Consider the following 25,105-nt stretch of genomic DNA (forward strand, 5'->3'; position numbering starts at 1 on the left):
TGAGGGGGCGGCTGACTCACCCCGGCCCACCAAAACAGGGCGGCGCGCAATCGTGCATGATGGCGCGCCGCCTTTTGATTTTGCGTGTCTTGCGTGTTCTACGTGCGGCCGCTCAGTGCTGTTCGAAACGCTCGTAGCGCTTTTCGGTGGCGCGCTCTTCGCCGGTCACCTCGGTCACGCGCGCCGCCGGCGGCCCGTGACGCAGCCACGAGAGCATCCGGTCGACCTGGTTGGCCGAGCCCTGCAACATGGCTTCGACGGAACCGTCGTCGAGATTCGCCACCCATCCCTTGATACCGAGCGAGTGAGCCTGCCGCACGGTCGCGTGGCGAAAGCCGACGCCTTGCACGGTGCCGCGCACGCGCACGTAATACGTTTCGATCCGCTGGTCCAGATCCGGGGCCATGCCGTCCTCTCTTCGCAAACTTTCAAGCCGGCATTCTAGTCGTGTCGCGGCGAGCTTGCTCGGCAAAGCGCGCGTTCAACCGCGTCTCGTTGAAACGACCCGCACGACACACGGCGCGCGCGCCACGTACAATCCGTCGACTGTCATGCAGGGAATGGAAACAGAATGACCGAACAGAATCGCGATCTCGTGCTCGTCACCGGCGCTTCCGGCTTCGTCGGCTCGTCGGTGGCGCGCATCGCGCAACAGAAAGGTTTCAAGGTGCGTGTGCTGGTGCGCGCCACCAGTCCGCGTCAGAACGTCGAGTCGCTGGACGCGGAGATTGTGATCGGCGATATGCGCGACGAAGCGTCGATGCGCAACGCGCTGCGCGGCGTGCGCTATCTGCTGCACGTGGCCGCCGACTATCGCCTGTGGGCGCCGGACCCGAGCGAGATCGAGCGCTCGAACCTCGAAGGCACCGAGGCGACCATGCGCGCGGCGCTGAAGGAAGGCGTCGAGCGCATCGTCTACACGAGCAGTGTGGCCACGCTGAAAGTGACCAGTTCCGGCCAGTCGGCCGATGAAACCTCGCCGCTCAAAGCCGATCAGGCGATCGGCGTGTACAAGCGCAGCAAGGTGCTGGCCGAACGCGCGGTGGAGCGGATGGTCGCCGAAGACGGCCTGCCGGCGGTGATCGTCAATCCGTCCACGCCGATCGGACCGCGCGACGTCAAGCCGACGCCGACGGGACGCATCATCGTGGAAGCGGCGCTCGGCAAGATTCCGGCGTTCGTCGACACGGGCCTGAATCTCGTGCATGTGGACGACGTTGCGGCCGGCCATTTCCTCGCGCTCGAACGCGGCAAGATCGGCGAGCGCTATATTCTTGGCGGCGAAAATCTGCCGCTTCAACAGATGCTCGCGGATATCGCGGCGCTGACCGGCCGCAAGGCGCCGACGCTGAGCTTGCCGCGCTGGCCGCTCTACCCGCTCGCCATGGGTGCCGAAGCGGTCGCCAAGATCACGAAACGCGAACCGTTCGTCACCGTCGACGGGTTGAAAATGTCGAAGAACAAGATGTATTTCACGTCGGCGAAAGCGGAACGTGAGCTTGGCTATCGCGCCCGGCCCTATCGCCAGGGCTTGAGCGACGCGCTCGACTGGTTCCGGAAAGCGGGCTATCTGAAGCCGTAATGTCTGCGTGAATAAGCGGCTCGCACCGGGCGATCCGGTGCAGCCGCAAGCATTTTGTTACAACGTCACTGTGTTAGCGACAGGTAAAAGCCTACGCGCAGCAGTTAAAATCGTGGGTCTTACCAGAGAAACCTCGCATGAATCTTCACGAACAGCTCGGCGCACTCGAATTGGGCGTCGATCAGCTCATTCAGGCTGTCGTGGCCCCGCAGGCCGAAAACATCCCCGAGACACCCGTAGAGCACGCTGCGCCGCAAGCGCCGGCGCAGCAGGCCGCGTCCGAATCCAATGCGGAAGCAACTGAGACCGAGGCGGCCGTCGTCGAAGACGAGGCGGCGGCTCCGAAGCTTCAGCCCACGCTCGAAATCAATCGCCCCGCGCAGAACGAGATCACCATGACGATCGGCGGCCAGACGGTCGCGCTGCGCGCGGAGCAGATCGGCCAATTGATCGAAGAGTTGTCGAACGCCCGCGCGTCGATGACGCCGGAACCGCCGCCGGGCATTCCGCCGGGCTGGCGCTTCGTGTCCACGAAAAATCCGGTCATGGCGGTGCAGAAGCAGTCGAACGGCGATCGTTTGCTGGTCATGCGCCACACCGGCCACGGCTGGGTACCGTTCACGTTCTCGCCCGACATGGTGATCCAGCTCTACATGATGCTCACCAAAGGCTGATGTGAAAAAGCGGCGCCGAGAGCGCCGCTTTTCTATTCCGCTGCGATTGCTGACCGCTGCTTCAGCGTTCCTGCACCGGCGCCTGAACCCGCGCCTTCCATTGCCCGCCTTTGCCGCGCCAGTAGCGCACCGCCGACGCAAACGTCGCGCCGACATAGAACAACGCGACCAGCGGCAGAAACGGTGCCCACAGTGGTGAGCGGCGATAATAGCTCAGCATCGGCGCATAAGCGCAGCACATGGCCGCCCACGCGAGCCACGCCGGCCAGCCCGTCGGACCGAGCACCAGTGCGGCCACCGGCGGCATCAGGTAAATGATCGCCATGCCGGCCAGCGTACCCGCCAGCAGCAGCGGCGAGTAATGCAACTGCGTGAAGGCGGTACGCGCGATCATGTTCCAGATCTCACGCCAGCTATCGTACGGACGCAGTGACACGCTGCGCGCCGCCACATCCAGCCGGATCGGATGACGCCCCGTGCCGCGATGCTTGATGCGCGCGGCGAGACTGCAGTCGTCGATCAACTCGGCGCGGATCGACTCGATGCCGCCCGCTTCTTCCAGCGCGCTACGGCGCACGAGCATGCAGCCGCCCGCGGCCGCCGCCGTACGATTGCGCGGGTTGTTGACCCACGAGAACGGGTACAGCTTGGCAAAGAAGAAGACGAAGGCCGGAATCAGCGCCTTTTCCCAGAACGAATCGCAGCGCAAACGCACCATCAGCGAGACGAGATCGCGCTGTTCCGCATCCGCACGCGCGACGAGTTGTGCGACCGCGTCGGCGGGATGGCCTATGTCGGCGTCGGTCAACAGAAGGAAGTCCGCGGACAAGCCGAGCGTGCGCACGGCCTCGATACCTTGCGACTGCGCCCACACCTTGCCGGACCAGCCCGGCGGCAGTGGCTTCGCGCTCAGCACGGTCAGACGGTCCGGGCATTGCAGCTGCAACGCGGCCGCGCGAGCGGCGTCGGCGGTGCCGTCGGTGCTGTGGTCGTCGACGACGATCACATGGAATTCGCCTTCGTAGTCCTGCTCAAGCAGCGTGGTGACCGCCTCGGCGATCACATCGACTTCATTGCGGGCCGGTACCACGGCCGCCACCGCCGGCCACGTTGCGCGCGGCTCGATGGTCAGCGGCGCAGCGGGGCGCGCGCGCCAGAAACCGCCGCGCGCAAACAGCAACACACACCAGATCAGCAAGGAGAGACACGAAAGAAGAAACAGAACCACCGCCATTAAGCATTACCCTCGATTGAACGCGCTTGCACGCCGACGCGCCGCGACAGCCACATCACCACGGTGCGGGCCGCGACGACGCACCAGTCAAACGTATTGAGCACCGGCCGCTCGTGAAACACGTCGTAGCCCGCCTTCTCGATCCGTTCGAGAAAGCGCAGGCCGCCGTGAACGGCGCCACACAACTCGAGGCCCAGCCGCCCTGGAATTCGCAACGCGAGCGGCGCGCCGCGCACCAGCGTCTCACGGACGAAGGACACTTCGTGCGCCATGAGCGCCCGCCAGTCTTCGTCGGCGACACCGTTGGCGATGTGCACCTCGGTCACGTTGAAGCGCCGCATATCGGCGCGCGGCAGGTACACGCGGTCCTTTTTCCAATCGGCGGAGACGTCCAGCCAGAAGCTGATCAACTGCGACGCCGTGCAAATCGCGTCGGCGTCGGCGAGATTCTCCGGCGTGGCCGCGCCGATCAGATGCAGCATCAGATGCCCGAGCGGGTTGGCCGAGTGGCGGCAGTAGTCGAGCAGCGCGGCGCGGTCGGCGTAACGACTGGTGTCGATGTCCTGGCCGCACGCGTGGAGCAGATCGTAGAACGGCGCGAGCGGCAGTTTATACTGTGCGACCACGCCGGCGAGCTTGCCGAACAGCAGCGGATGGACCGGGGCCGCGCGCCGCTCCGCCACCGCGTCGAGGCCGGCACGGAAGTCGGCGAGACGGGCGTGCCGCTCGGTTGCGCTCCAGTCGCCTTCGTCGGCAATGTCGCCGGCGGTGCGGACAACCTGGTAGATAATGCCGATCGGCGCGCGCAGCGCCTTTGGCAGCAACACGCTCGCGACCGGAAAGTTTTCGTATTGATCGACGTCCATCCAGCGAGCCTCGAAACCCTTTTGTAAGGCGGGCGCCCACGCGCCGCAGGACTACGTAGTTTAAGGGTTCCGTCAAACCGTTGCAGCGTGCAATCATTGCCACATCCGCATTGCCGCAACCAGCCGCTCAGGGCGCCGGGCATCGATCCGCTGCTGCGGCGTCTGCCCAACACCCACCGGGCGCCGCCGAAGCAAAGCCGGCCTGATAGCGTTAGAATGCGCGTTTGGTTTTGCTGTACCGGCACGTCGCCGGGGCTCAAGACGTCAACTAATTAGATGGTCGCGGCGATAAAGTCATATTTACCGACTTCTTCGAAACCCGCGTCAGTCGGAGTTCGCCAACTTATGCGAGTCATCCTTGCTCAACCCCGCGGCTTTTGTGCGGGTGTTGTTCGCGCAATCGAGATCGTCGATCGCGCGTTACAGCAACACGGCGCACCCGTGTATGTCCGCCACGAGATTGTTCACAATCGCCACGTGGTCGACAATTTGCGCCAGAAGGGCGCGCGCTTCGTCGAGGAACTCGATGAAGTGCCGCAGGGCGCCGTGGCGATTTTCAGCGCTCATGGTGTCGCTCAAACCGTGGAGCGTGACGCGCAAGCGCGGGGTCTCGACGTGCTCGACGCGACCTGCCCGCTGGTCACCAAGGTGCACGTGCAGGGTCGCCAATACGTCAGCGCCGGCCGCACGCTGATTCTGATCGGCCACGCCGGGCATCCGGAAGTGGAAGGCACGATCGGCCAGATTCCAGGCAAGGTGCTGCTGGTGCAGAGCGAGGCCGAGGTCGCGCATCTGGACCTGCCGCTCGACACGCCGCTCGCTTATGTCACGCAGACCACGCTGTCGGTGGACGACACTCGCGGCATTATCGACGCCCTGCTGCGCCGCTTCACCGACATCGTCGGTCCGGATACGCGCGACATCTGCTACGCCACGCAGAACCGCCAGGCAGCGGTGCGCGAGTTGAGCAAACAGGTCGACGTGCTGCTGGTGGTGGGCGCAACCAATAGTTCGAACTCGAACCGGCTGCGCGAAATCGGCAGCGAAAGCGGCGTGGCGAGTTATCTCGTCGCCGACGGTTCGGAAGTGAAGCCGGAATGGTTTGCGAGCGTGCAAACGGTCGGCATCACGGCCGGTGCTTCGGCGCCGGAAGAGATGGTCAAAAACGTAATCGATGCGCTGAGCGCATTGGGGCCTGTCGATGTCACGACGATGGCGGGCCGTGAAGAAAAAGTCGAATTCAAGTTGCCATCGAAGCTGATGCAACCACTCGCTGCACGCGAAGTTTAAGGAGGACGTCTTGTCTATTCCGCTGCTACAGAAAGTCCGGGTCGGCGCATACATCATGCGTCAGCATCTGTCCGGGAACAAACGCTACCCGCTCGCCCTGATGCTGGAGCCGCTGTTCCGCTGCAATCTCGCCTGCAATGGCTGCGGCAAGATCGACTATCCGGATCCCATCTTGAATCAGCGTCTGTCGCTGGAAGAATGCCTCGGCGCTGTCGACGAATGCGGCGCGCCGGTGGTGTCGATCGCAGGCGGCGAGCCGTTGCTGCATAAGGAAATGCCGCAGATCGTGAAGGGCATCATCGCGCGCAAGAAGTTCGTGTACCTGTGCACGAACGCGCTGCTGATGGAAAAGAAGATGGACGACTACGAGCCGAATCCTTACTTCGTCTGGTCGGTTCACCTCGACGGCGATCAGCAGGCGCACGATCACTCGGTGTCGCAGGAAGGTGTGTACGACAAGGCTGTCGCCGCCATCAAGGAAGCGAAGCGCCGCGGTTTCCGCGTGAACATCAACTGCACGCTGTTCAACGACGCCGTGCCGGAACGCGTCGCCGCGTTCTTCGACACGCTGGGCCCGATGGGCGTGGACGGCATCACCGTCTCGCCGGGTTATGCGTATGAGCGCGCGCCGGATCAGCAGCACTTCCTGAACCGCGACAAGACCAAGCACCTGTTCCGCGAGATTTTCAAGCGCGGCAACAATGGCAAGAACTGGTCGTTCAGCCAGTCGGGCATGTTCCTCGACTTCCTGGCCGGCAATCAGACATACGAGTGCACGCCGTGGGGCAACCCGGCGCGTACCGTGTTCGGCTGGCAAAAGCCGTGCTATCTGGTCGGCGAAGGTTACGTGAAGACCTTCAAGGAACTGATGGAAACCACGCAGTGGGAAAAATACGGCACGGGTAACTACGAGAAGTGTGCCGACTGCATGGTGCACTGCGGCTTCGAAGCGACCGCCGTGATGGATACGGTGGCGCATCCGCTGAAGGCGCTGAAGGTCAGCCTGCGCGGTCCGAAGACGTCGGGCGCGTTCACCAAGGACATTCCTTTGGATAAGCAGCGTCCGGCCGAGTATGTCTTCTCCCGCCACGTCGAGATCAAGCTGGAAGAGATCAAGGTGTCCGGCAAGGGCAAGAAAGTGCAGACGGCGACGGCGGCACACTGAGCGGTCGATGGGGCGGTCTAGCACCGCCCCTGGTCGTGAATACAAAAAAGCGCGGTGGCCAGCAAGCCACCGCGCTTTTTTTATACCTCAGGCCTCACGCACGACGTCAGGCCATCAACCGTCACCCCGCGCTGCGCGCATTGTGAGCGGTCAAAAACTTGATCAACCCGTCGATGCCGCCTTTGGAAATCTGATCGGCAAATTGCGTCTGATACACCTGGATCAGCCAGGCGCCCATCATGTTGATGTCGTAGACCTTCCAGCCGGCGGCACCCTTGGTCATGCGATAGTCGATCGCATCATCGCCGCCGTTGCTCAACACGTGCGACTGCACGACAACGTCTTTGGCGCCGGCCGGAACGTTGACCGGCAAGAACTTGAATTTCACGTCCTGATCACGCAGTTGCGACAGCGAGGCCGCATAAGTGCGCGTGAGCAGCAGCGTAAACTGCTCGTACAGCTGCTTTTGCTGGTCGGGTGTCGCGGTAGCCCAAGCCTTGCCGACCGCGATCCGCGTGGTTCGCTGGAAGTCCGTGGCCGGCAGGAAGCGTGACTCGACCAGTTGGGTGATCTTCGCCATGTCGCCGCCGCGCGCCTGCGGGTCAGCCTTCATCGCGGCCACCGTGCCCTCGACAGCACTTTTTACAACCGCGTCGGGCGCGCTTTGCGCATATGCCGCGGTGGATACCACGGCCGCAGCCAGAAAAGCAGACAGATAACGTTTCATACGCTCGACAGAACCTGAAAGAAGTAAGCGCCGCCGGGCTTGCAAGCACGCAGCGAACGCAGGATAGACCAGTATACCGAGATTGCGTTCCCGCCCCGAAGAGCGTCTGCGGGAGCCGCACTTGCTACCGAACCGGAGACTGAGCCCTCCGGCTCTGTATACTTGTGCACTTTCGTCAAAAACAACAACCGTGATAAGGCCACGTTCGCCTACATGCTGAAGTCATCTATTGTCCGTCTTGTCGCCTATTCAGTGCGTCATCCGATGAGGATCGTCGCGCTGTCGCTCGTGCTCGCCGTTTTGAGCGGTTTCTACGTTGTCTATAACTTCAAGATCAACACGGACATCAGCCGTCTCGTCGAGACGGACAAGCAATGGTCGTCGCTCGAAAATGCCATGGACCAGGCGTTCCCGGATCGCGGTCAAACCGTGCTGGTGGTCGTCGAAGCGCGCGCGCCGGAATTCGCCGACGCCGCCGCGCAAGCCCTGACCACGGCGCTCAAGGCCGATCCGAAGGAGTTCGTAGCGGTTTCGCAGCCGGCCGGCGGTCCGTTCTTCGAACACAACGGCCTGCTGTTCCCGTCGACTGACGAAGTCATGTCGACCACCTCGCAGCTCGTCCAGTCGCGCCCGCTCGTCAACGCCCTCGCACACGATCCCAGCCTGACCGGCCTTGCCGGTACGCTGACCACGAGTCTGTTGCTGCCGCTTCAGCTTGGTCAGGTGAAGCTCGGCGACATGAGCCATCTGCTATCGCAAAGCGCGGCTACGCTCGACCGCGTGCTGGCCGGCCAGCCGGCCGCCTTCTCGTGGCGTGCGCTGGTCGACAAGAGCGCGGCCACCGAGCCGGCGCGCGCCTTCGTCATCGTGCAGCCGGTCGTGAACTACGACGCGCTGGAGCCGGGCGCGACGGCCTCGAAGTCGATCCGCGACACCGCCGCCGCACTGCACCTCGACTCGCGCTTCGGCGCCACCGTCCGTCTGACGGGCGAACAGCCGCTCGCCGACGAAGAGTTCGCGTCGGTCAAGGACGGCGCGGTGCTCAACGGCATCGGCACCTTCATCGTCGTGCTGATCATTTTGTGGCTGGCCCTGCGCTCGGGCCGCATGATCGCCGCCGTGTTCATCACGCTGTTCGTCGGACTCGCGATCACCGCGGCGCTCGGCCTGATGCTGGTCGGTGCGCTCAACATGATTTCGGTTGCCTTCATGGTGCTATTCGTCGGGCTCGGGGTCGATTTCGGCGTGCAGTTCGGCGTCAAGTATCGTGAGGAGCGCAATCGCGACAACCGTCTTTCCGCCGCGCTCATGCATACGTCGCACAGTATCGGCGTGCCGCTCACGCTCGCCGCGGTCGCCGTCGCGTTGAGCTTCTTCTCGTTCCTGCCGACGGCTTACCGCGGCGTGTCCGAGTTGGGCGAGATCGCGGGCGTCGGCATGTTCGTCGCGTACTTCACCAACATGACGCTGCTGCCGGCCCTGCTGAAGATCTTCCGGCCGCCCGGCGAAGCCGGTTCGCCAGGCTTCAAGCGGCTCGCGCCCGTCGACGATTTCCTGGACCACCATCGCAAGCCGGTGCTGATCGGCACGCTGATCGTCGTGATCGGCGCCACGCCCTTGCTCACGCATTTGCGCTTCGACTTCAACCCGCTGCATCTGAAGGATCCGCACACGGAGTCGATGGCGACGCTGCTGTCGCTGAAGGATTCGCCGGAAGCGGCGGTCAACAACGTCCATGTGCTGGCACCGTCGCTCGCCGACGCCGACCGCATGGCCGCGCGTCTGCGTACGTTGCCGGAAGTGGGCCGCGTCAATACGCTCGATACCTTCGTTCCCGCCGACCAGCAGCAAAAGCTGATGCTGATTGCGAGCGCCGCGCAGCAGCTGTTGCCCGCGCTGCAGCAACCACCCGCGCCACAAGCGACGGACGCGGTGCGCGTCGCCGCGCTCAAGCGCGCGTCGAACCAGCTCTCGCTCGCCGCCGACGATCACCCGGGCCCAGGCGCCGCCGAAGCCAAGCATCTGTCCGCCACATTGCAGAAGTTAGCCGCCGCCGATGCGGCCACGCGCGATCGCGCCGAAACCGCGATGTCCGACACGCTGCGCATTGCGCTGAAGCAGTTGGCCAACCTGCTGCAACCCACCGAGATCACCCGCGAGAATCTGCCCAAGGAAATCTCCAAAGGCTGGGTCTCGAAAGACGGCCGCGCCCTCGTCGACATCTCGCCGAAGGTGAAACCCGGCACCGATCCGAATGACGACGTCATGCTCGCGCACTTCGCCCACGCGGTGAAGAAGGCGGAGCCGGGCGCGATCGGCGGGCCGATTTCGATCCTGCATTCGGCCGACACTATCATCAAGGCGTTCCTGCAGGCCGCCGGCTACGCGCTCGTGTCGATTGCGATCCTGCTGTGGATCGCGCTGCGGCGCATCGGCGACATGCTGCGCACGCTGGTTCCGTTGCTGGTGTCGGCGCTCGTGACGCTCGAGTTGTGCGTGGTATTCGGCATGCCGCTGAACTTTGCGAATATCATCGCTTTGCCGCTAATGCTCGGCGTCGGCGTAGCGTTCAAGATCTACTTCGTGATGGCGTGGCGCCACGGTCAGACTGGCCTCCTGCAGTCGAGCCTGACGCACGCTGTGCTGTTCAGCGCGGCGACCACGGCGACGGCGTTCGGCAGCCTCTGGCTGTCGCACCATCCGGGGACGTCCAGTATGGGGCGCCTGCTGGCGCTCTCGTTGTTCTGCACACTGATCGGCGCAGTGGTGTTTCAACCCGTGTTGATGGGCAAGCCGCGCTCACGTCCCGCGAAGCAAAAAGGAATATAAGCATGAAGCTGCGTAACACCGCGCTGGCACTCGTCGCCATCGGTTTGATTTCTGGCTGCGCCACCGGCCCCGACCGTAAACCCGGCGACCCGCTCGAGCCGATGAACCGGGCCGTGTTCAATTTCAACGACGGATTGGACCGCTACGTCGCCGTTCCGGTGGCGAAGGGTTACCAGAAGGTGACGCCGCAACCGTTGCGCACCGCCGTGAGCAACTTCTTCTCGAATCTGGGCGATCTGACCAATGCCGCGAATGCGCTGCTGCAGTTGAAGATCACCGACGCGACCGAGGACTTCGTCCGTTTCGCGTTCAATTCGACCTTCGGTCTGGGTGGCCTGCTCGATTGGGCGACACCGGCCGGGCTGCCCAAGCATCATCAGGATTTCGGTCTGACGCTGGGTCACTGGGGCATTCCGTCGGGCCCGTATCTAGTCCTGCCGCTGTTCGGACCGAGCACAGTGCGTGACAGCATGGGGCTTATCGTCGACGTGAAGTTCAACCCGCTGAACTACATGGAGCCGGCGGTGCGCAATCCGCTGTACGTGCTGCAGTTCGTGAGCGTGCGCTCCGACCTGCTGGGTGCGTCGGACCTGCTGCAACAGGCTGCCTTGGACAAGTACTCGTTCGTGCGCGACGCCTACACGCAACAACGTCGTGCGCGTCTGCGCGGCACCAGCGACAACGCGGCGCCGCTGCCGAACTATGACGATCAGGGCGATTCCGGCGCCTCGTCGGCGCCCGCAGCGGGCGCGCCGGCAGCAGGCGCTCTGCCCAACTACGCGGATCCGGGCGACGCCGCGGAAGCCCCGAATGCGGCCTCTGGCGCCGCCACGGGCGCCCCGGCAGGCGTGCCCAACTACACCGATCCGGGTGAGACGCCCGCGAGCGGCGCAGCGGGCTCGACGCAGCCGGCCGCGCCGGCTGCGGCACCCAACGGCGCTTCAGGCACGGCCGCACCGACGCCGCCAGCGGCGCCTTCCGCAGCGCCGGCCGACAGCACCCAGCCGGCCTCAGCGCCGGTGACGCAATAAGTATCGGGATTCAGGCGGGGCGCCCAGAACGGGCGCCCCGTAAAGCCGAGCTAGACGCCGGCCAAGACAGGACAAGCTACAACTTCGGCGTGCAACGCGCCGCAGTCTGGGTTAGAGCCAATCAACCGGTTCAATGCAGGCTATCCACCTCGGCGCGCGGCGCAACCCGCTCTTCTTCGACCGCAACCGCGCCTTGCGACACCGGCCCCGAATCCTCGCGATACCGGGCAAACGCCTCATCCGCATAACGAATCCGCGTGCGCCCGTGAGACGCCGGCTCGCCGTTTTCGTCGAGATTGACGAACACCATCTTCTCCACGGTCAGGATGCTTTTGCGCGTGATCTTGTTGCGCACTTCACAGCGCAACGTGATCGAGGTGCGGCCGAAATGCGTGGCGGTCATGCCGAGTTCGATGATGTCGCCCTGCCGCGCCGAACTGACGAAATTGATCTCGGACATGAACTTGGTCACGACGCGCTGATTTTCGAGCTGGCAGATGGCGTAAATCGCGGCTTCTTCGTCGATCCAGCGCAGAAGGCTGCCACCGAACAGCGTGCCGTTGGGGTTCAGATCTTCGGGCTTGACCCACTTTCTGGTGTGGAAATTCATTCGGTACTCCGTGTTCGAGGCACCTGGGCCGCGCGCTTGGCAGCACGACCTAGGGTTAACACTGACATTGTACCAAATCTAAGGGTTTTCCCTAGTATTTCAATATCTGCTGATAAAAGGGACAGCGCCGTCGTGACGCGCGCTTCAGATGGTGGCCATGCGCAAGGCCCCGGCCTCGCCCATCGCACGCCGTGCCTGGACCAGCGAGAGGCGCGCCGCCCGAGCGTCGATGGCAACCTGGATCAGCGCGCCAAGTTGCGACGGCTGCCGGATCAATTCCCGCAGAATCGGCCCGAGCGCCGTGCTGCCGTCGTCGCGCAGGCTGGCGGTCGCCGCGGAAGGCAGCGTGCGCCACGCCGGATCCACGATCGCGCGGCACACGGCAAACGGAACCCCATGCGCGGCGGCCTTCGCGCCGGCAATGTGCGACTCCATATCCACCGCCAAAGCGCCGTTCGAGCGATGCAGCACGTCCTTGTCGCCCGCCGTCACCAGCGGCGCGGTGACGGCCGCCATGAGACCGCGCCGCAAACGCGCGGAGAGCGGCCCGGCCGCCAGCGCGGCCGCGAGCCTGTCGGACCATGGCCGATCGGTCTGGAGGCGCCCAAATGGCCCGTCGACGGCATCCGCAACGATCAGCGAGCCCGGCTGCAGATCCGGCGCCAAACCGCCCGCCGTGCCGAAACTGATGATGCCCGAACAGCCTCGTGCCACTGCCGCGCTCAACGCGCGCTCCAGCAGATCGGCGCGCGCCGCGTAGACGACCTCGACGCCTTCGCCACGGGCGATGCGCGCCTCGAACGCCATGCCCGTCACCACGATCACCGGCAAGGGACTGCGGCCGTCATCGGCTGACGGCGGGGTGGATAGCGGCATCCGTTACATCCCGACCGCGACGCGCGTGAGGCCGTTGCGCTTCAGATGGCGGAAGCGCGCCAGCGCCCACAACGGGAAGAACTTGCGATAGCCGTGATAACGCAGATAGAACACGCGCGGGAAGCCCGTCGCGGTGAAACGTGTTTCGTCCCACAGGCCGTGCTCGCGCTGTTCACGCTGCAAATACGCGACGCCGCGCGCGACCGCTTCGTGATTGACCTCGCCGGCCGCCATCAGGCCCATGAGAGCCCACGCGGTTTGCGAAGCCGTGCTCGGCGCGCGCTCATAGCGGCGGTAGTCGAGCTTGTAGCTCTCGCCGCCCTCGCCCCAGCCGCCGTCTTCGTTCTGGATCGACAGGAGCCACTGCGCCGCGCGCTTCATGCGCGGGTCGTCGTGCGGCATGCCGGCGGCGTTCAGCGAACACAGCGCAGTCCACGTGCCGTAGATGTAGTTCAGGCCCCAGCGGCCGTACCAGCTGCCGTCCGATTCCTGGTCCTTCAGCATGTAGTCGAACGCGCGCTGCGCCGGCTCGCTGTTCTGCGGCAGTTCGCCGAGTTGCGCGAGCATCGACAGACAGCGGCCCGAGACGTCCGCGGTTGGCGGATCGAGCAAGGCGCCGTGATCCGAGAACGGAATGTTGTTCAAGTAGTACTGCGTGTTTTCCGGCTCGAACGCGCCCCAGCCGCCGTCGCTGCTCTGCATGCCGACCACCCACTCGCGCGCTCGCGCAATCGCTTCGCGATCGACATCCGATTGCGTAATCGTCCCCGAGCGCTGCATCGCCATCACGACCACCGCCGTATCGTCGACGTCCGGGTAGTGCGCGTTGTTGTACTGGAACGCCCAACCGCCCGGCCGCACATTCGGACGGCGCGAAATCCAGTCGCCGCGCACATCGAGAATCTGCAGCGGACGCAGCCACGCGAGTCCGCGTTCGGCGGCCTGTTCGGCATGCGCCTCACCGGTTTCGAGCAGCGCGTGCGCCGCGAGCGAGGTGTCCCAGACCGGCGACAGACACGGCTGGCAATATGCTTCGTCATCCTTGATAACGAGCAGCTTTTCGATCGACTGGCGAGCAATCGCGCGATTCGGATGATCGGCCGGATAGCCGAGCACGTCGTACATCATCACCGAATTCGCCATGGCCGGGAAAATCGCGCCGAGGCCATCTTCGCCATTGAGCCGTTCATCGACGAAAGCCACCGCCTCGCGCACGGCGCGCTCGCGCGTGGCCTTCGGGAACAGGCCGTCGACGGCGCGCAGCAGCATGTCCACGCCACTGAAAAACCGGAACCAGCCGGCATGCTGATGCGGCGCCCGATCGCGCGGACCGGTGTTGACCGGCGCACCGCGGAACAGCTCGTCGATCCGCACACGGCGCGGGTTGCGCGCCACCGGCCGCTTCGCATTGAGCACGAGGAGCGGCACGATCACGGTACGCGCCCAGTACGACACCTTCGACAGATGGAACGGGAACCACATGGGCAACAGCATGATCTCGACGGGCATCATCGGCACCGCGCGCCAGGACACCACACCGAACAGCGCGAGCAGAATCCGCGTGAAGACGTTCACGGTTTCGGCGCCGCCGTTGGCGAGAATCGCCTCGCGCGCGCGGACCATATGCTCGGCGTCAGCCGGGTCGCCGATCATCTTCAGTGCGAAATACGCCTTCACGCTGGCGCTGATGTCGAGCGCGCCGTCGGTGAACAGCGGCCAGCCGCCGTCGGGCAACTGGATGCGGCGCAGATACCGCGCGATCTTCTGTTCGAGTTCCACGTTCGGCGTTTCGCCGAGGTAGTGGACCAGCAGCACGTATTCTGCGGGAATCGTCGCGTCGGCTTCGAGTTCGTAGACCCAGTGGCCGTCCGCCTTCTGCGCGGCAAGAATCGCATCGGTCGCGCGCGTGATCGCGGCGTCGAGCGATGCCGTGGGCACATCGTCCTCAACAGCCGGCGCGGACGCGCCCGGCGCTGCGTCGGCGAAATCGGACAGCACGGCGTCCAGCGGCTGGGCTTGAGATAAATCGTTCATCGGCGTTCCATCGGTTCATTCAGCAACGTATCCGCGGCCTTCTGGCCGGAGCGGATCGCGCCTTCAATCGTCGCGGGCAGGCCGGTAGCCGTCCAGTCGCCCGCGAGCATCAAGTTATTCCAGCGAGTGCGCGTGCCGGGCCGCCGCGTTTCCTGATCCGGCAGCGCGGCGAAGGTCGCACGTTTTTCCACGACGACTTGCCAGGCCGGCATCGGCGCGACCGGCAAGCTCGCCGCCTGAGCCACTTCGGCCCAGACGGTGGCCGCGAGTGCTTCATGCGGCGTGTCGAGCAACCGCTCAGCGCCGTTCACCGTCACCGACAAGCGGCCTTCGAAGGCGAACAGCCACTCGGCCGTGCCGTTGAGCAGCCCGGTGACCTGCGGCAAACCAAACGGCGGCTCGACCGCGAAATGCACGTTGACGGTCGCCGCGAAGCGCGTCGGTGCGCGCAAACCTTGCACGAGCGTTTGCGCGATTTCCGGCGATACCGCGAGAATCACGGCCTGATTCGCGTCGAGCGCGATGCTTTCGGCGGCGAAATTCAGCGCTTGCACGCGGCGGTTGTCAGCGGCAAAGACGATTCCGTCGAGGCGCGAACCCAGCCGGATCGCCGCGCCGCCGTGCTGCAACAGCCGCAGCGCCGGATCGACGAACGCGCTGCCCAGCCCGTTGCGCGCCACCAGCGGCCGGCACGCAAGGCCGCCGGCAAGCAGCGCCTCGCGCACCATGGCGCCCGTCAGTTCCGCCGACGCTTCACGCGGCTCGATGTTCAGCATGGCGTGAAACAGCGGCCGCAGCAGACGGTCCCACAACGGTCCGTTGCAGCGCATGGTCTGCGCGACGCTACGCCCGGGTTTGGCGAACAGCAGCGGCGCGAGCGCCAGATAGTCGCCTGGCCCGGTGTTCGGCACGCGCGCGTTCGGGTCGAAGATCCACCACGGCAGGCGTCCCGGCGACAGACGCACGGTCCAGCGTGCCCGCGTGGCCAGATCCACGAACGGATATTCGGGCTGGGCCGGGCCGACCAGTTCGTCGGCGGCGCCGATCGCCCGCGCGTAGTTGAGCGTCGCGGCATTGCCCGACAGCACCATGTGATTGCCGGTGTCGAGCGTCGCGCCGAGCTTGGAGTCGTAGTACGAACGGCAACGGCCGCCCGCCTGGGCAGCCGCTTCATGCAGCACGACGTGCGCGCCGCGCCGCTGCAACTGCACTGCGGCGGCCAGACCGGCAAGGCCCGCGCCGACCACATGTACGAGCTTTTGCATCAGCTCAGAAGAGCGCGTAACGCGCGACGATCCACAGCATGCGGAGCTTTGGCTTGCTGACCTTCGTGCGCGGAATGTCGAAGCCGCGCTCCAGCGTCCGTTCGAGCAGCACGCGATACACGCCCGACATGATGCGCGGCGCCCGCACCTGGTTGCGCGGCTCGCGGTCCATGATCGCGTCGGAGGCGGCGAAGTGTTCCTTGGCCCGCTCGGCGAGCGTGGCGCACACGCGCGGCAGCGACGGGTCGTCGGCGATCTGCGTGGGGCTCGTCACCGCAATGCCTTCGCGCGCCAGCAATTCGTGCGGCAGATAGCAGCGGTTGATGCCGGCGTCTTCGTCGATATCGCGCAGGATGTTGGTGAGCTGCAGCGCGCGGCCCAGATGGTGCGCGAGCAAACGGCCGGGCTCTTCCTGCATCCCGAATATCCTCACCGATAGGCGGCCCGCCGCGCTGGCGACACGGTCGCAATAGAGGTCGAGCGTCTCTTCATCGGGAGCGCAGATGTCGGCGGCGGCGTCCATCGCCATGCCGTCGATCATCGCGTGAAAATCGTCGCGTTGCAGATGAAACGTGTGAATGTGCCGCGTCAACGCGCGCAGCGAAGCGCGCGGCGCGCCGGCGTAGCACGCGTCGATATCGGCACGCCAGCGTTCGAGCGCGGCGGCGCGTTCGGCGGGCGGCAGGTCGCTGTCGGCGATATCGTCGACAGCGCGGCAGAAAGCGTAGACCTGATACATCGCGTCGCGCTGCGCCGCCGGCAGGATGCGCATTGCGAGATAGAACGAGCTGCCGGATGTGGCGGCAGCGGCGTCGATTTCTGTATCGTCCACGACAAGATTGGAAACAGCCAAGACGATCTCCGCTGGAGGCGCCCGCTGAAAGGCGTTCAAGAAGTTTTATGCCTGCCCGCAGGGCCGGCGGCACGCGCGCGGGGACACGCGCGAAACACCCGGCTGGGAGGCCGGAAACGGCGAAAAGTATATCAACGTTTGTGAGATGCCGCAGTTTCGTCCGCGGATAAGGGGCCGGAAGGAAGCCTGAAGCGGGTCAGACAGTGCGCTTCACGCCATCCACTGTGGCTTGTACGGCGCCTCTGGCGAGGCGCAACGCCGCTGTGGGGCGGCGTTAGACGAACCCGACCGAGCGGTTGCGTCCTTGCCGCTTCGCGCTATACAGCGCGGCGTCGGCTTCGTTGATGAGCACGTCATACGAAGGCACGCCGACCCGCGCCGACGCGCCGCCGACGCTCGCCGTCACCGGCACGCTCGTACCCTGCACTTCGACCGGCGTGTCGGCGATCGTGCAGCGGATCTTTTCCGCGACGCGCATCGCGTCGTCGAGCGGCGTGCAAGGCAGCAGCAACGCGAATTCCTCGCCGCCGAACCGCCCGAAGGTATCCTGCGCCCGCACCACCTCGGCGACGCGCTGCGCCATCACGCGCAGCACCGTGTCGCCGACACCGTGGCCGAACTGGTCGTTGATTTTCTTGAAGTGATCGAGATCGAACAGCAGCACCGACATATCGCCACCGTAGCGCTGCCAGCGCGTGTATTCGTCGCGCAGGCGCGCTTCGAAGAAGCGGCGGTTAGCAATGCCGGTCAGGCCGTCGCGATCGGCATATTCCTGCAGCTTCGCGACCGCCTCTTCGCGTTCGCGCTGCACGATGCTCACGTGCGTGACGTCGGAAATGGTCACGCACACGGCCACCACTTCGCGCTCGCGCATGAGCGGCATGAAGGTGCAGTCCTGCTGCATGAAATCGACGCCGCCGGTAATCGGCCGGTCGTGATCGAACTTGAAGAGATACGGGCGCTGTTCCCACGAGCTGAATGCAAAACTGCCGAGCTGAAACACGCTTTCGATCTTGCGTGCCAGCCACACGCGCGGCAGTTCGGGAAAATGCGTGAAGAGCGACTTGCCGACCACCTGGTCCGGCGTCAGTCCGCTGTGATCCTGCATGAAGCGGTTCCACATGAGCACGTTCATGTCGCGATCCAGCACAAAAATGCCGAAACCGACACGTTCGACCACCAGATCGCTCAACGAGTCCACGGGCACATTCATAGGCTCGACAGCAGCGCGTCGAGCGCGCCGTTCATGTGGCGAATCGATTCTTCGGCCATCAGCATCACGAGGTGCGCGCGGAAGCTCTGGTCCTCGAGCGCGAAATTCACTTCGACCAGCAAGGCCACTTCCCATTGCAGCACGCCGGGCTGGAAAACCTCGTCGAGCGTCATGGCTTCGCCGAGCAAACCCGGCGCGGAGAAGATCGGCGTGCGGCCGAGCTGGTCGAGAATGCACGACACGCAGGCGCCGGTCAGCACGTTGGCCACATCGAACACCAGCTCTGTCTGGCTCACCGCTTCGTAGGACGAGCGCGAGTACGGGTCGCTGACGAGCGCACACAGTTGCTCGATGCTGTCGCTGCGGCAGATCACCAGCGCCTCGCCCTTGATATCGGAGCGAAAGCCCTGGCGCACCGCGCTCACCGTGTCCTCGATCCCGGTCATCTCCCGCAGCGCCTGCGCCGCCTCGCTGACCGCCACCACCTTCACGCGCGGCACCGACAATTCGATGAACGCATCGAGCAGCCGCGCCAGACGTGTCGCGGCTTGGCCCATCGCCAGATTGGCGACCTCTTGCAGCGCGTCGCGCTGATCTTCGTTGAGGACTGGCTCAGACATACAACCCGTACTCCTTGAGGATGGGTAGTACCGCCTCGGGCGTCACAGGCTTGGCGATGAACGCCACAGCGCCGAGCGCGCGCACGCGCGACTGGGCCATCGGCTGAACATCGGCGGAGACGACGATGACGAAGGTGTTCAGATCCTCGTGCTGCAACGCTTCCAGCACCTGATAGCCGGTCATGTCCGGCATGGTCAGGTCGAGGAACATCACCGACGCTTTGCCTTCGCGATACAGAGCGAGCGCTTCGCGCCCGTTCGATGCGTAAGACACGTCGACCTCCCAGTCCGGCGGCAATGCCTTGGTGAGCACTTTGCGGGCAAGCAATGAATCATCGGCGATCACAATGGGCAAAGGCATGGGCGGGTCGGAAAGCGGAATTAGCTCATTCGCGTTAACGGCGGATCGAGGCGGATTCTTTAGCGCGAAGTCTGTCGACCAGCGTCAAAGTCGGCTGAAGCTTGCTGAAATACGGATTGCAGGCGAGCGGGGAGCGCGCGCGGCGAGGCGCGTTGGACGGAACCGGTGGGAACGCCTGAAAGCGTACGCGCACGGTGGACGACGGCTATGACCGGCATGTTCGAAGCCTACCCCGTAGATGAATCTGCGCGGCTTCGTGGATCGGGCTGGTCCCTTGCCGCGCACGTGATTCCGCGAACGCCTTCCGCCACGCGTGGTACGCATGGCCTGGCTGGGTGCCCTCGCGGCAGATGCGTCCGAACATGGCGGACGCATTTTTATCATGGCGCTGATTCTCGAAGTAAAACGGCGGAAAGGCAACTCGCCAATTTCACTTTCATTAAAGAGATTTTCCCATTAAATACTATTTTTGAAAATCTTTTGGTAGATTTGGAAGGGATTCTTTTACTTCCATCCTTTTGTGTACGTTTGCGCTTCTCGATTCGTCGCTGTTTTAAAAAGCAGACAATTGAGTCGTCAGTCGATGGGCGGTCCGACAGCCGCCCGAGGCGGTCCGTTTGCCGCGGGTAACTTCTACCGCCGCTCCGTGTCTATGCTTCTCGTATGATGCTGACTCCCGGCCTCTGTCCCGAACGACCTTCGCATTACCGACAATGACACCAGACCGGTTCGAACCGCCGCCCGCGAGCCGCCTTGCCACTCACCGGCAGGACGAGGCATTGTTCCCCGCCGTGCCGGAACAGAATTTTCAGGTGCGGCGCATCACGTTGATCGCGCTGCTGATCGCTGCGATCGTCCTGCCTTGCGTGTATGTCGCGGCCATGGCGCTCAGCGATCTGCGCACACGCGAGGCCGACGCCACCGACATGACGCTACGCACGGTGCGGATCGCGGAAGAGCACGCGCTGAAAGTGTTCGACATGAACGAGACGCTGGATGCGCGCATCGTCGATCTGACCGAGGGTCTGGACGACGACGGCATTCGCGAGCGCGAAGCCGCCATTCACGAGAAGCTGCGCGTCATGGGCGGCGGCTATCCGCAAGTGGCCGCCGTGTCGATTTTCGGGCGCGACGGCGCCTTGCTCGCCAGCAGCCGCTACCTGCCGTCGCCGGTCATCTCGGTCGGCGAGCGCGAGGATTTCACCGGCATTCGCGACGGCAAGGATCTGGAGCATGTGTCGAAAGTCATGACGGGACACGTGGCCGGCGAACAGGTGTTCAACATGGGCGTCGAACGGCCCGCCGCCGACGGCTCGTTCGCCGGCGTGGTCTCCGTTGCGCTGCGGCCGAGCTATTTCGACGCGTTCTACCGCGAACTGCTCGGCGGCAACAACAGCGGCACGCCGATGACCATGAGCCTCGTGCGCACGGACGGCTCGATCCTCGCGCACTATCCACGCACGCCGCGCGAGCCCACTGCCATGGCGCCGCAAACGCCGTTCGCCGAGGCGCTCGCGCAGGGACGGCGGGCCGGCGTGGTGCGCATGCATTCGAATGTCGACGGCGAAGATCTGATTCTCGCGTTCCGCCACGTCGGTTCGTATCCCGTCTACGTGGTGTGCGGCTATCGGGCCTCGGCGATCTGGGCGGCGTGGTACCGGCATCTCGGCGTGCTGATCCTGTCGATGTTCACGCCGTCCATCGCGCTGTGGTGCGTGATCTGGTTGTCGCTGCGCCGCCTGGGCGCCGAACAGGAGGCGTGGGAGCGCTGGCAGGCCGAAGCGTCCATGCGCCGCTCGATCGAATCGGCGTATCGCCAGTCGCGCAAGATGGAAGCGCTGGGCACGCTGGTCGGCAGCGTCGCGCACGATTTCAACAACCTGCTGATGATCCTCTCGGCCAACGTGCAGATTGCGCGGCGGCGCGGCGTGACGGGTCTGGACCGCGAGTTGTCGGCAATGGAGCGGGCGCTCAAGAACGGCCAGTCGCTCACGCGGCAATTGCTCGGCGTGGCGCGCAAACAGCCGCTGCGCAACGAGACGCTGTCGCTCGAACGCTGGCTGCCGGCCTGCCGCGAATTGCTGCGCGCCTCGCTCGGCGCGAAGGTGTCGCTGGTGATCGATATCGGCGTCGAGATCTGGCCGATGCGCGTCGACGTCGCGGAACTGGAGCTGGCGCTCATCAACGTCGCGGTGAACGCGCGCGACGCCATGCCGAACGGCGGGCGCTTCACGGTACGCGCCACCAATATCCAGTTCCGGCACGAAGACGGCTTTCCGCTGACGGGCGACTTCGTGCAACTGTCGCTCGAAGATACCGGCGTGGGCATGGCGCCCGACGTGCTCGCGCGCGCCTTCGAACCGCTGTTCACCACCAAGCCGAAAGGCATGGGCACGGGCCTCGGCTTGCCGCAGGTTTTCGCATTCTGCGAGCGTTCCGGCGGCCTCGCCGCGATCGACAGCGCGGTCGGCGCGGGCACTTCCGTGCGTCTCTATCTGCCACGCGCCACGGCTGAGCCGGAGATCGACGGACCGCCCGAAACCGGCGCCGAGGAGAACGGCGCGCCGCCGGGCTTGCGCATTCTGCTGGTCGAAGACAACGAGGAAGTGGCAGCCGGCACCGAAGCCCTGCTGCAGATGATGGGCCATCAGGTCACGTGCGTCTTCAACGCCGACACCGCGCTGCGCCTGTTCGACGACGCCCACGCGCGGCAAGCGCGCACCGGCGAACCGCTGCCGTTCGATCTGGTGCTGTCCGACATCCATATGCCCGGCACCATGAACGGCATCGATCTGGCCGAGGCGGTGCTCGCATTCAAGACCAAACTGCCGGTCATTCTCGTCACCGGCTACGCGGAAGAACTCGACCGGGCCCGCCACGTGGATGTGCGTGTGCTCTCCAAGCCTTTCGATATCGGTTTGCTGGAAGAACTCCTGCAAGCGATCCAGCACGATCTGACGCAGACGGGCGCCGACCCGGCGGCGCATCCGGCGGAGTAAGGCCCGCCTTGGCGGGCGTGGAACCAAATCTGACATTTACCGGTGGTTGTAAAAGCGCGGCGGCGGCATGCCGCGCTTTTTTGCGCCGCCGCCGCGCGCAGGTCGGCGCCGGCGGGCGCGCAGGCCCGTCGCACGGCCCGGCATGATCGTTGCGGCGTCAAAATAAGCAACGAGAGCGGCGCGTTGGCGCGTCGTCCGTCCTGCCTAAATACGTCGGGAGACAGCCATGCGACACACCGTGATTGGTTTATTCGACACCTTTGCTCAAGCGGAAGCCGCGCGCGACACGCTCGTCCAGACCGGTTTTGGACGCGAGACGATCGAATTGCAGGCGAATCCGGAACCGTCGGTCGGTTCCGCAACCGACGAAGTCGCCAGTTCGGGCGTGCTGGCAAATATCGAGCGTTTCCTGTCGAGCCTGTTTGCAAGCGGTCCACGTGCGCCGGAAACAGCGCGCTACGCCGAGGCCGTACGGCGCGGCGCGGTGCTCGTGTGCGTCAACGCGGCGAGCGAAGCCCACGCGGACCTCGCTCGCAATACCTTGACGAGATTGGGCGCGACCGATATCGGCGAACGCTCGCCCGATTGGGACGCGCCTGTGGAAGACTCCGGGCGCGAGCATTCCGTCCTCGATGAACTCGGCATCGGCGCTATGACGCCCCGTACGTCGAGCGTATCGACGCCAAGCGCGGCCGCGACTACGCGGCCTGCCACGATGGCTGATCCAGGGTACACCGTGCCGCCCGGCAGCACCGACGCCGAGCCGTTCGTGCCGCCGCCGCTCAGCGAGCGCCCGCGGACGGATCCGGTCAACGAACCGGTCACGGATCCGCTGGTCGGCGACGTAGGCCGTAGCGCGATCGCTGCGGGCTCGGTACCGGGTTCGGGCGCGATCATGCGGCCGTCCGAAGTCGTCCCCGAAGCGAGCCAGCCGACCGCCGGTTTAGGCGGCCAAATGCCGAACGAATATCTCGAGTACGAGGAAGACTTCCGCGCACACTACGACGAGCAGTACGCCTCCGAAAACGCCCGTTACGAAGACTATGTGCCGGCCTACCGCTATGGCGCGGAGATCGGTAAGGACATGCGTTATCGCGACCAGCCTTGGGACGACGTCGAACCGGAAGCACGACGTCATTGGGAAAGCACCTCGCCGGACAGCACCTGGGAGCGCTTCAAGCTGGCCGTGCGTCATGGCTGGGAGCGGGTGACGGGACATCATCACGTCTGAGCCTGAGCAATTCGTGGCGGCATGCCGTGGAGGTCACGGCAATGCCGCCGCGTTCAGTCTCGTCTGACGCGCTCGCGCCTTTCGCTTCAAGCAGCGGTCTGGTGCTTAACCCACGCGACGTAGCGGTCGACGAAAGTCTGCAGAAATTTGCGTGTACTGTCGCTCAGGATCTCGCCTTTTTCGTTGATGACCGCCGCATCGTGCTTGATGAACACCTCGGGTTGGCCGAGCGTCGGCACATCGAGATACGCCAGCACATTGCGCAGATGCTGTTGCGCCAACGCCGTGCCGGTCGCGCCAAGCGACGTGCCGATCACGGCGCCGGGTTTGCCGGCCCATGAATTGGTGCCCCACGGGCGCGAGCCCCAGTCGAGCGCGTTTTTCAGCACGCCGGGCATGGACCGGTTGTATTCGGGGGTGACGAACAGCAGGCCGTCCGCGGCTTCAATGCGCTGCTTCAAGTGCTTGCCGGCTTCGGGATAGTCGGCGTCGTAGTCCTGGCTGTAAAGCGGCAGCGAGCCGATGTCGATGAATTCGAAGGTGAAGTCGGACGGCGCCAGTGAAATCACGGCTTGCGCCAACTGCCGGTTGAACGACTCGCGGCGCAAGCTGCCGACGACGACTGCAATGTGATGGGCCATGATTCGCTTCCTTGTTGTGAGGCGCTCGAGGCGCAAAGGGTACGAACTGTCCATCATAGGCAATAGCTGCGCGGGCGGCGGCGACGGGCGGCAAAATACTGCCCCGCGACTATTGGGGCAGGTACGGCAGCGGTGCGCGGTGGATAACTCTGCATCCCACAAAGTTATCCACAGATTCACTGAATAACCTTGTGGATAACTGGTACTTTTGCCTTGTCAATCAAGCATGCTTTCGGTCTAGGACGTTTTGAGGCAAACAAGCGTTTGTTGCCTGTCCTGCTCAGCCGGAAATCCGCGCGACGGGCATGAATGACCGATGACGCGCGCCGCGTGAGCCAGTCTACTTGATGGAGGATCGAGCCATGAGTCCGAATTACGCAGGTAAATCCCACGACGAAGCAGTGGCTGCTCGCAAGAAGGAAAAGCAGCGGGCACAGGAACAGCCCGGCGGCGAGATGGCCGTCGACGGTACGGAAGCGGACGCCGTGCATAGCAGCGGCGAGTTGTCCGAACGCGGCAAGGAAGTGTGGCGCCGCGGTAGCGGCATGGATGGCGGCGGGAAGATTTAGCCGGCGGTAGCGCGGCGTGCCTGTTGGCCTGTTGTCTTGCGCCGTCGCGCAGCGCTTGGCGTTTGACGCTTCGCGGTCGCGACTTTTTTTGCCGAGCTATGAAGGCGAGGTGTCGTGCTCGGCTGCCTTATGTCACGAGTTGGTCTCGCTGCGTGTTCAGCGTGTCACTCCGGCACGGCAATGTCGCCATCTACCAATTGCCAGCCGTAGGTCTCGGCAAACAACTGGGCCGCATCGGCGTCTTCGAAAAAGGGCATGTCGGCGTGCCCCTGGAACGGGTAGATCACCCGCTCGTCGCTCAAGCGGATCACTTTCAGTGTCGGCACCGTGCCGCTAGAGGTACGGCGCGACGACGCCATCACCTGATAGTTCGCACGGCCCGTAAGTGCCGGAAGATTCGCGCCTTGCGAGCGCCTGGAAGCTTGACTTGCCATT

General features: G+C 64.5%; 23 protein-coding genes. 9 read left to right on the forward strand and 14 right to left on the reverse strand.

The window, feature by feature from the left end; translation table 11 throughout:
* Positions 1-112 precede the first annotated feature (112 nt).
* Positions 113-406 carry an acylphosphatase gene (locus P0D80_RS14405; protein WP_408177571.1) on the reverse strand — a complete coding sequence of 98 codons (294 nt, stop codon included), beginning with the start codon at positions 404-406 and terminating at the stop codon, positions 113-115.
* 165 nt (positions 407-571) lie between these two features.
* On the opposite strand from P0D80_RS14405, the gene hpnA reads away from it, so the two are divergent.
* Together hpnA and P0D80_RS14415 are read left to right on the forward strand one after the other, a co-directional pair.
* On the forward strand, positions 572-1,582 hold the full coding sequence (gene hpnA / locus P0D80_RS14410) for a hopanoid-associated sugar epimerase (RefSeq protein ID WP_408284698.1): 1,011 nt from the start codon (positions 572-574) through the stop codon (positions 1,580-1,582).
* Between the two features lie 137 nt (positions 1,583-1,719).
* Positions 1,720-2,256 (forward strand): hypothetical protein, encoded by a 537-nt coding sequence (locus tag P0D80_RS14415; RefSeq protein WP_408177572.1) that lies wholly within the window; start codon positions 1,720-1,722, stop codon positions 2,254-2,256.
* Between the two features lie 61 nt (positions 2,257-2,317).
* On the opposite strand, the gene P0D80_RS14420 is transcribed toward P0D80_RS14415, so the two are convergent.
* Both P0D80_RS14420 and hpnC read right to left on the reverse strand, forming a co-directional pair.
* Positions 2,318-3,490, reverse strand: coding sequence for a glycosyltransferase (locus tag P0D80_RS14420; protein ID WP_408284700.1), 1,173 nt, complete (start codon positions 3,488-3,490; stop codon positions 2,318-2,320).
* On the reverse strand, positions 3,490-4,356 hold the full coding sequence (gene hpnC / locus P0D80_RS14425; protein ID WP_408284703.1) for a squalene synthase HpnC: 867 nt from the start codon (positions 4,354-4,356) through the stop codon (positions 3,490-3,492). Before hpnC ends, P0D80_RS14420 begins: the two co-directional genes overlap by 1 nt.
* A gap of 345 nt (positions 4,357-4,701) precedes the next feature.
* Here hpnC and ispH point away from each other — a divergent pair, with 345 nt between their 5' ends.
* Both ispH and hpnH read left to right on the forward strand, forming a co-directional pair.
* Positions 4,702-5,646 carry a 4-hydroxy-3-methylbut-2-enyl diphosphate reductase gene (ispH, locus tag P0D80_RS14430; RefSeq protein ID WP_408284705.1) on the forward strand — a complete coding sequence of 315 codons (945 nt, stop codon included), beginning with the start codon at positions 4,702-4,704 and terminating at the stop codon, positions 5,644-5,646.
* A gap of 10 nt (positions 5,647-5,656) precedes the next feature.
* Positions 5,657-6,811, forward strand: a complete 1,155-nt coding sequence (gene hpnH / locus P0D80_RS14435) for an adenosyl-hopene transferase HpnH (protein WP_132383353.1) — start codon at positions 5,657-5,659, stop codon at positions 6,809-6,811.
* A 121-nt stretch (positions 6,812-6,932) separates the two neighbouring features.
* On the opposite strand, the gene P0D80_RS14440 is transcribed toward hpnH, so the two are convergent.
* On the reverse strand, positions 6,933-7,538 hold the full coding sequence (locus tag P0D80_RS14440; RefSeq protein ID WP_132383355.1) for an MlaC/ttg2D family ABC transporter substrate-binding protein: 606 nt from the start codon (positions 7,536-7,538) through the stop codon (positions 6,933-6,935).
* A gap of 213 nt (positions 7,539-7,751) precedes the next feature.
* On the opposite strand from P0D80_RS14440, the gene hpnN reads away from it, so the two are divergent.
* Both hpnN and P0D80_RS14450 read left to right on the forward strand, forming a co-directional pair.
* Complete coding sequence (gene hpnN, locus P0D80_RS14445; RefSeq protein WP_408284708.1) at positions 7,752-10,367, forward strand: hopanoid transporter HpnN; 2,616 nt, start codon at positions 7,752-7,754, stop codon at positions 10,365-10,367.
* Positions 10,368-10,369: 2 nt separating this feature from the next.
* Entirely contained in the window at positions 10,370-11,398 is a 1,029-nt protein-coding gene (locus P0D80_RS14450) for an MlaA family lipoprotein (protein WP_408284710.1), read from the forward strand.
* A gap of 130 nt (positions 11,399-11,528) precedes the next feature.
* On the opposite strand, the gene P0D80_RS14455 is transcribed toward P0D80_RS14450, so the two are convergent.
* From P0D80_RS14455 to P0D80_RS14490, 8 genes are all read right to left on the reverse strand, one after another.
* Positions 11,529-12,008, reverse strand: coding sequence for an acyl-CoA thioesterase (locus P0D80_RS14455; RefSeq protein ID WP_408284713.1), 480 nt, complete (start codon positions 12,006-12,008; stop codon positions 11,529-11,531).
* 144 nt (positions 12,009-12,152) lie between these two features.
* Positions 12,153-12,884, reverse strand: coding sequence for a phosphorylase (locus P0D80_RS14460; protein ID WP_408177578.1), 732 nt, complete (start codon positions 12,882-12,884; stop codon positions 12,153-12,155).
* A gap of 3 nt (positions 12,885-12,887) precedes the next feature.
* On the reverse strand, positions 12,888-14,918 hold the full coding sequence (gene shc / locus P0D80_RS14465) for a squalene--hopene cyclase (protein WP_408284717.1): 2,031 nt from the start codon (positions 14,916-14,918) through the stop codon (positions 12,888-12,890).
* Positions 14,915-16,183 carry a hydroxysqualene dehydroxylase HpnE gene (gene hpnE, locus P0D80_RS14470; RefSeq protein WP_408284719.1) on the reverse strand — a complete coding sequence of 423 codons (1,269 nt, stop codon included), beginning with the start codon at positions 16,181-16,183 and terminating at the stop codon, positions 14,915-14,917. The genes shc and hpnE overlap by 4 nt, the downstream gene beginning before the upstream one ends.
* Positions 16,184-16,187: 4 nt before the next feature.
* Positions 16,188-17,036, reverse strand: coding sequence for a presqualene diphosphate synthase HpnD (gene hpnD, locus P0D80_RS14475; RefSeq protein WP_132383369.1), 849 nt, complete (start codon positions 17,034-17,036; stop codon positions 16,188-16,190).
* Between the two features lie 274 nt (positions 17,037-17,310).
* Positions 17,311-18,249 carry a sensor domain-containing diguanylate cyclase gene (locus P0D80_RS14480; protein WP_132383371.1) on the reverse strand — a complete coding sequence of 313 codons (939 nt, stop codon included), beginning with the start codon at positions 18,247-18,249 and terminating at the stop codon, positions 17,311-17,313.
* Positions 18,246-18,869, reverse strand: coding sequence for a chemotaxis protein CheC (locus P0D80_RS14485; RefSeq protein WP_132383373.1), 624 nt, complete (start codon positions 18,867-18,869; stop codon positions 18,246-18,248). Before P0D80_RS14485 ends, P0D80_RS14480 begins: the two co-directional genes overlap by 4 nt.
* On the reverse strand, positions 18,862-19,230 hold the full coding sequence (locus P0D80_RS14490; protein ID WP_132383375.1) for a response regulator: 369 nt from the start codon (positions 19,228-19,230) through the stop codon (positions 18,862-18,864). The genes P0D80_RS14485 and P0D80_RS14490 overlap by 8 nt, the downstream gene beginning before the upstream one ends.
* 713 nt (positions 19,231-19,943) lie before the next feature.
* Here P0D80_RS14490 and P0D80_RS14495 point away from each other — a divergent pair.
* Both P0D80_RS14495 and P0D80_RS14500 read left to right on the forward strand, forming a co-directional pair.
* Positions 19,944-22,229, forward strand: coding sequence for a hybrid sensor histidine kinase/response regulator family protein (locus P0D80_RS14495; RefSeq protein ID WP_408284723.1), 2,286 nt, complete (start codon positions 19,944-19,946; stop codon positions 22,227-22,229).
* 226 nt (positions 22,230-22,455) lie between these two features.
* Positions 22,456-23,460, forward strand: a complete 1,005-nt coding sequence (locus P0D80_RS14500; protein WP_408284726.1) for a hypothetical protein — start codon at positions 22,456-22,458, stop codon at positions 23,458-23,460.
* 86 nt (positions 23,461-23,546) lie between these two features.
* On the opposite strand, the gene P0D80_RS14505 is transcribed toward P0D80_RS14500, so the two are convergent.
* Positions 23,547-24,101, reverse strand: a complete 555-nt coding sequence (locus P0D80_RS14505) for an NADPH-dependent FMN reductase (protein ID WP_408177583.1) — start codon at positions 24,099-24,101, stop codon at positions 23,547-23,549.
* Positions 24,102-24,463: 362 nt separating this feature from the next.
* Between P0D80_RS14505 and P0D80_RS14510 the strand changes: the two genes are divergently transcribed.
* Positions 24,464-24,670 carry a hypothetical protein gene (locus P0D80_RS14510; RefSeq protein WP_408177584.1) on the forward strand — a complete coding sequence of 69 codons (207 nt, stop codon included), beginning with the start codon at positions 24,464-24,466 and terminating at the stop codon, positions 24,668-24,670.
* A gap of 164 nt (positions 24,671-24,834) precedes the next feature.
* On the opposite strand, the gene P0D80_RS14515 is transcribed toward P0D80_RS14510, so the two are convergent.
* Positions 24,835-25,104, reverse strand: a complete 270-nt coding sequence (locus P0D80_RS14515; RefSeq protein ID WP_243658573.1) for a DUF6723 family protein — start codon at positions 25,102-25,104, stop codon at positions 24,835-24,837.
* Position 25,105 lies beyond the last annotated feature (1 nt).

It is taken from the genome of Paraburkholderia sp. RL17-373-BIF-A, from assembly GCF_046030175.1.
In the GTDB taxonomy this organism is placed as follows: Bacteria; Pseudomonadota; Gammaproteobacteria; order Burkholderiales; family Burkholderiaceae; genus Paraburkholderia.

What these genes read in the sequence shown, in the direction of transcription:
- P0D80_RS14420 (WP_408284700.1), bottom strand. Translation starts at nt 3,490, where the DNA reads ATGGCGGTGGTTCTGTTTCTTCTTTCGTGTCTCTCCTTGCTGATCTGG.
- P0D80_RS14490 (WP_132383375.1), bottom strand. Translation starts at nt 19,230, where the DNA reads ATGCCTTTGCCCATTGTGATCGCCGATGATTCATTGCTTGCCCGCAAA.
- P0D80_RS14505 (WP_408177583.1), bottom strand. Translation starts at nt 24,101, where the DNA reads ATGGCCCATCACATTGCAGTCGTCGTCGGCAGCTTGCGCCGCGAGTCG.
- hpnA (WP_408284698.1), top strand. Translation starts at nt 572, where the DNA reads ATGACCGAACAGAATCGCGATCTCGTGCTCGTCACCGGCGCTTCCGGC.
- P0D80_RS14495 (WP_408284723.1), top strand. Translation starts at nt 19,944, where the DNA reads ATGACACCAGACCGGTTCGAACCGCCGCCCGCGAGCCGCCTTGCCACT.
- P0D80_RS14515 (WP_243658573.1), bottom strand. Translation starts at nt 25,104, where the DNA reads ATGGCAAGTCAAGCTTCCAGGCGCTCGCAAGGCGCGAATCTTCCGGCA.
- P0D80_RS14405 (WP_408177571.1), bottom strand. Translation starts at nt 406, where the DNA reads ATGGCCCCGGATCTGGACCAGCGGATCGAAACGTATTACGTGCGCGTG.
- P0D80_RS14510 (WP_408177584.1), top strand. Translation starts at nt 24,464, where the DNA reads ATGAGTCCGAATTACGCAGGTAAATCCCACGACGAAGCAGTGGCTGCT.
- shc (WP_408284717.1), bottom strand. Translation starts at nt 14,918, where the DNA reads ATGAACGATTTATCTCAAGCCCAGCCGCTGGACGCCGTGCTGTCCGAT.
- hpnC (WP_408284703.1), bottom strand. Translation starts at nt 4,356, where the DNA reads ATGGACGTCGATCAATACGAAAACTTTCCGGTCGCGAGCGTGTTGCTG.
- P0D80_RS14480 (WP_132383371.1), bottom strand. Translation starts at nt 18,249, where the DNA reads ATGAATGTGCCCGTGGACTCGTTGAGCGATCTGGTGGTCGAACGTGTC.
- P0D80_RS14455 (WP_408284713.1), bottom strand. Translation starts at nt 12,008, where the DNA reads ATGAATTTCCACACCAGAAAGTGGGTCAAGCCCGAAGATCTGAACCCC.
- P0D80_RS14500 (WP_408284726.1), top strand. Translation starts at nt 22,456, where the DNA reads ATGCGACACACCGTGATTGGTTTATTCGACACCTTTGCTCAAGCGGAA.
- P0D80_RS14460 (WP_408177578.1), bottom strand. Translation starts at nt 12,884, where the DNA reads ATGCCGCTATCCACCCCGCCGTCAGCCGATGACGGCCGCAGTCCCTTG.
- P0D80_RS14415 (WP_408177572.1), top strand. Translation starts at nt 1,720, where the DNA reads ATGAATCTTCACGAACAGCTCGGCGCACTCGAATTGGGCGTCGATCAG.
- ispH (WP_408284705.1), top strand. Translation starts at nt 4,702, where the DNA reads ATGCGAGTCATCCTTGCTCAACCCCGCGGCTTTTGTGCGGGTGTTGTT.
- hpnN (WP_408284708.1), top strand. Translation starts at nt 7,752, where the DNA reads ATGCTGAAGTCATCTATTGTCCGTCTTGTCGCCTATTCAGTGCGTCAT.
- P0D80_RS14450 (WP_408284710.1), top strand. Translation starts at nt 10,370, where the DNA reads ATGAAGCTGCGTAACACCGCGCTGGCACTCGTCGCCATCGGTTTGATT.
- hpnE (WP_408284719.1), bottom strand. Translation starts at nt 16,183, where the DNA reads ATGCAAAAGCTCGTACATGTGGTCGGCGCGGGCCTTGCCGGTCTGGCC.
- P0D80_RS14440 (WP_132383355.1), bottom strand. Translation starts at nt 7,538, where the DNA reads ATGAAACGTTATCTGTCTGCTTTTCTGGCTGCGGCCGTGGTATCCACC.
- P0D80_RS14485 (WP_132383373.1), bottom strand. Translation starts at nt 18,869, where the DNA reads ATGTCTGAGCCAGTCCTCAACGAAGATCAGCGCGACGCGCTGCAAGAG.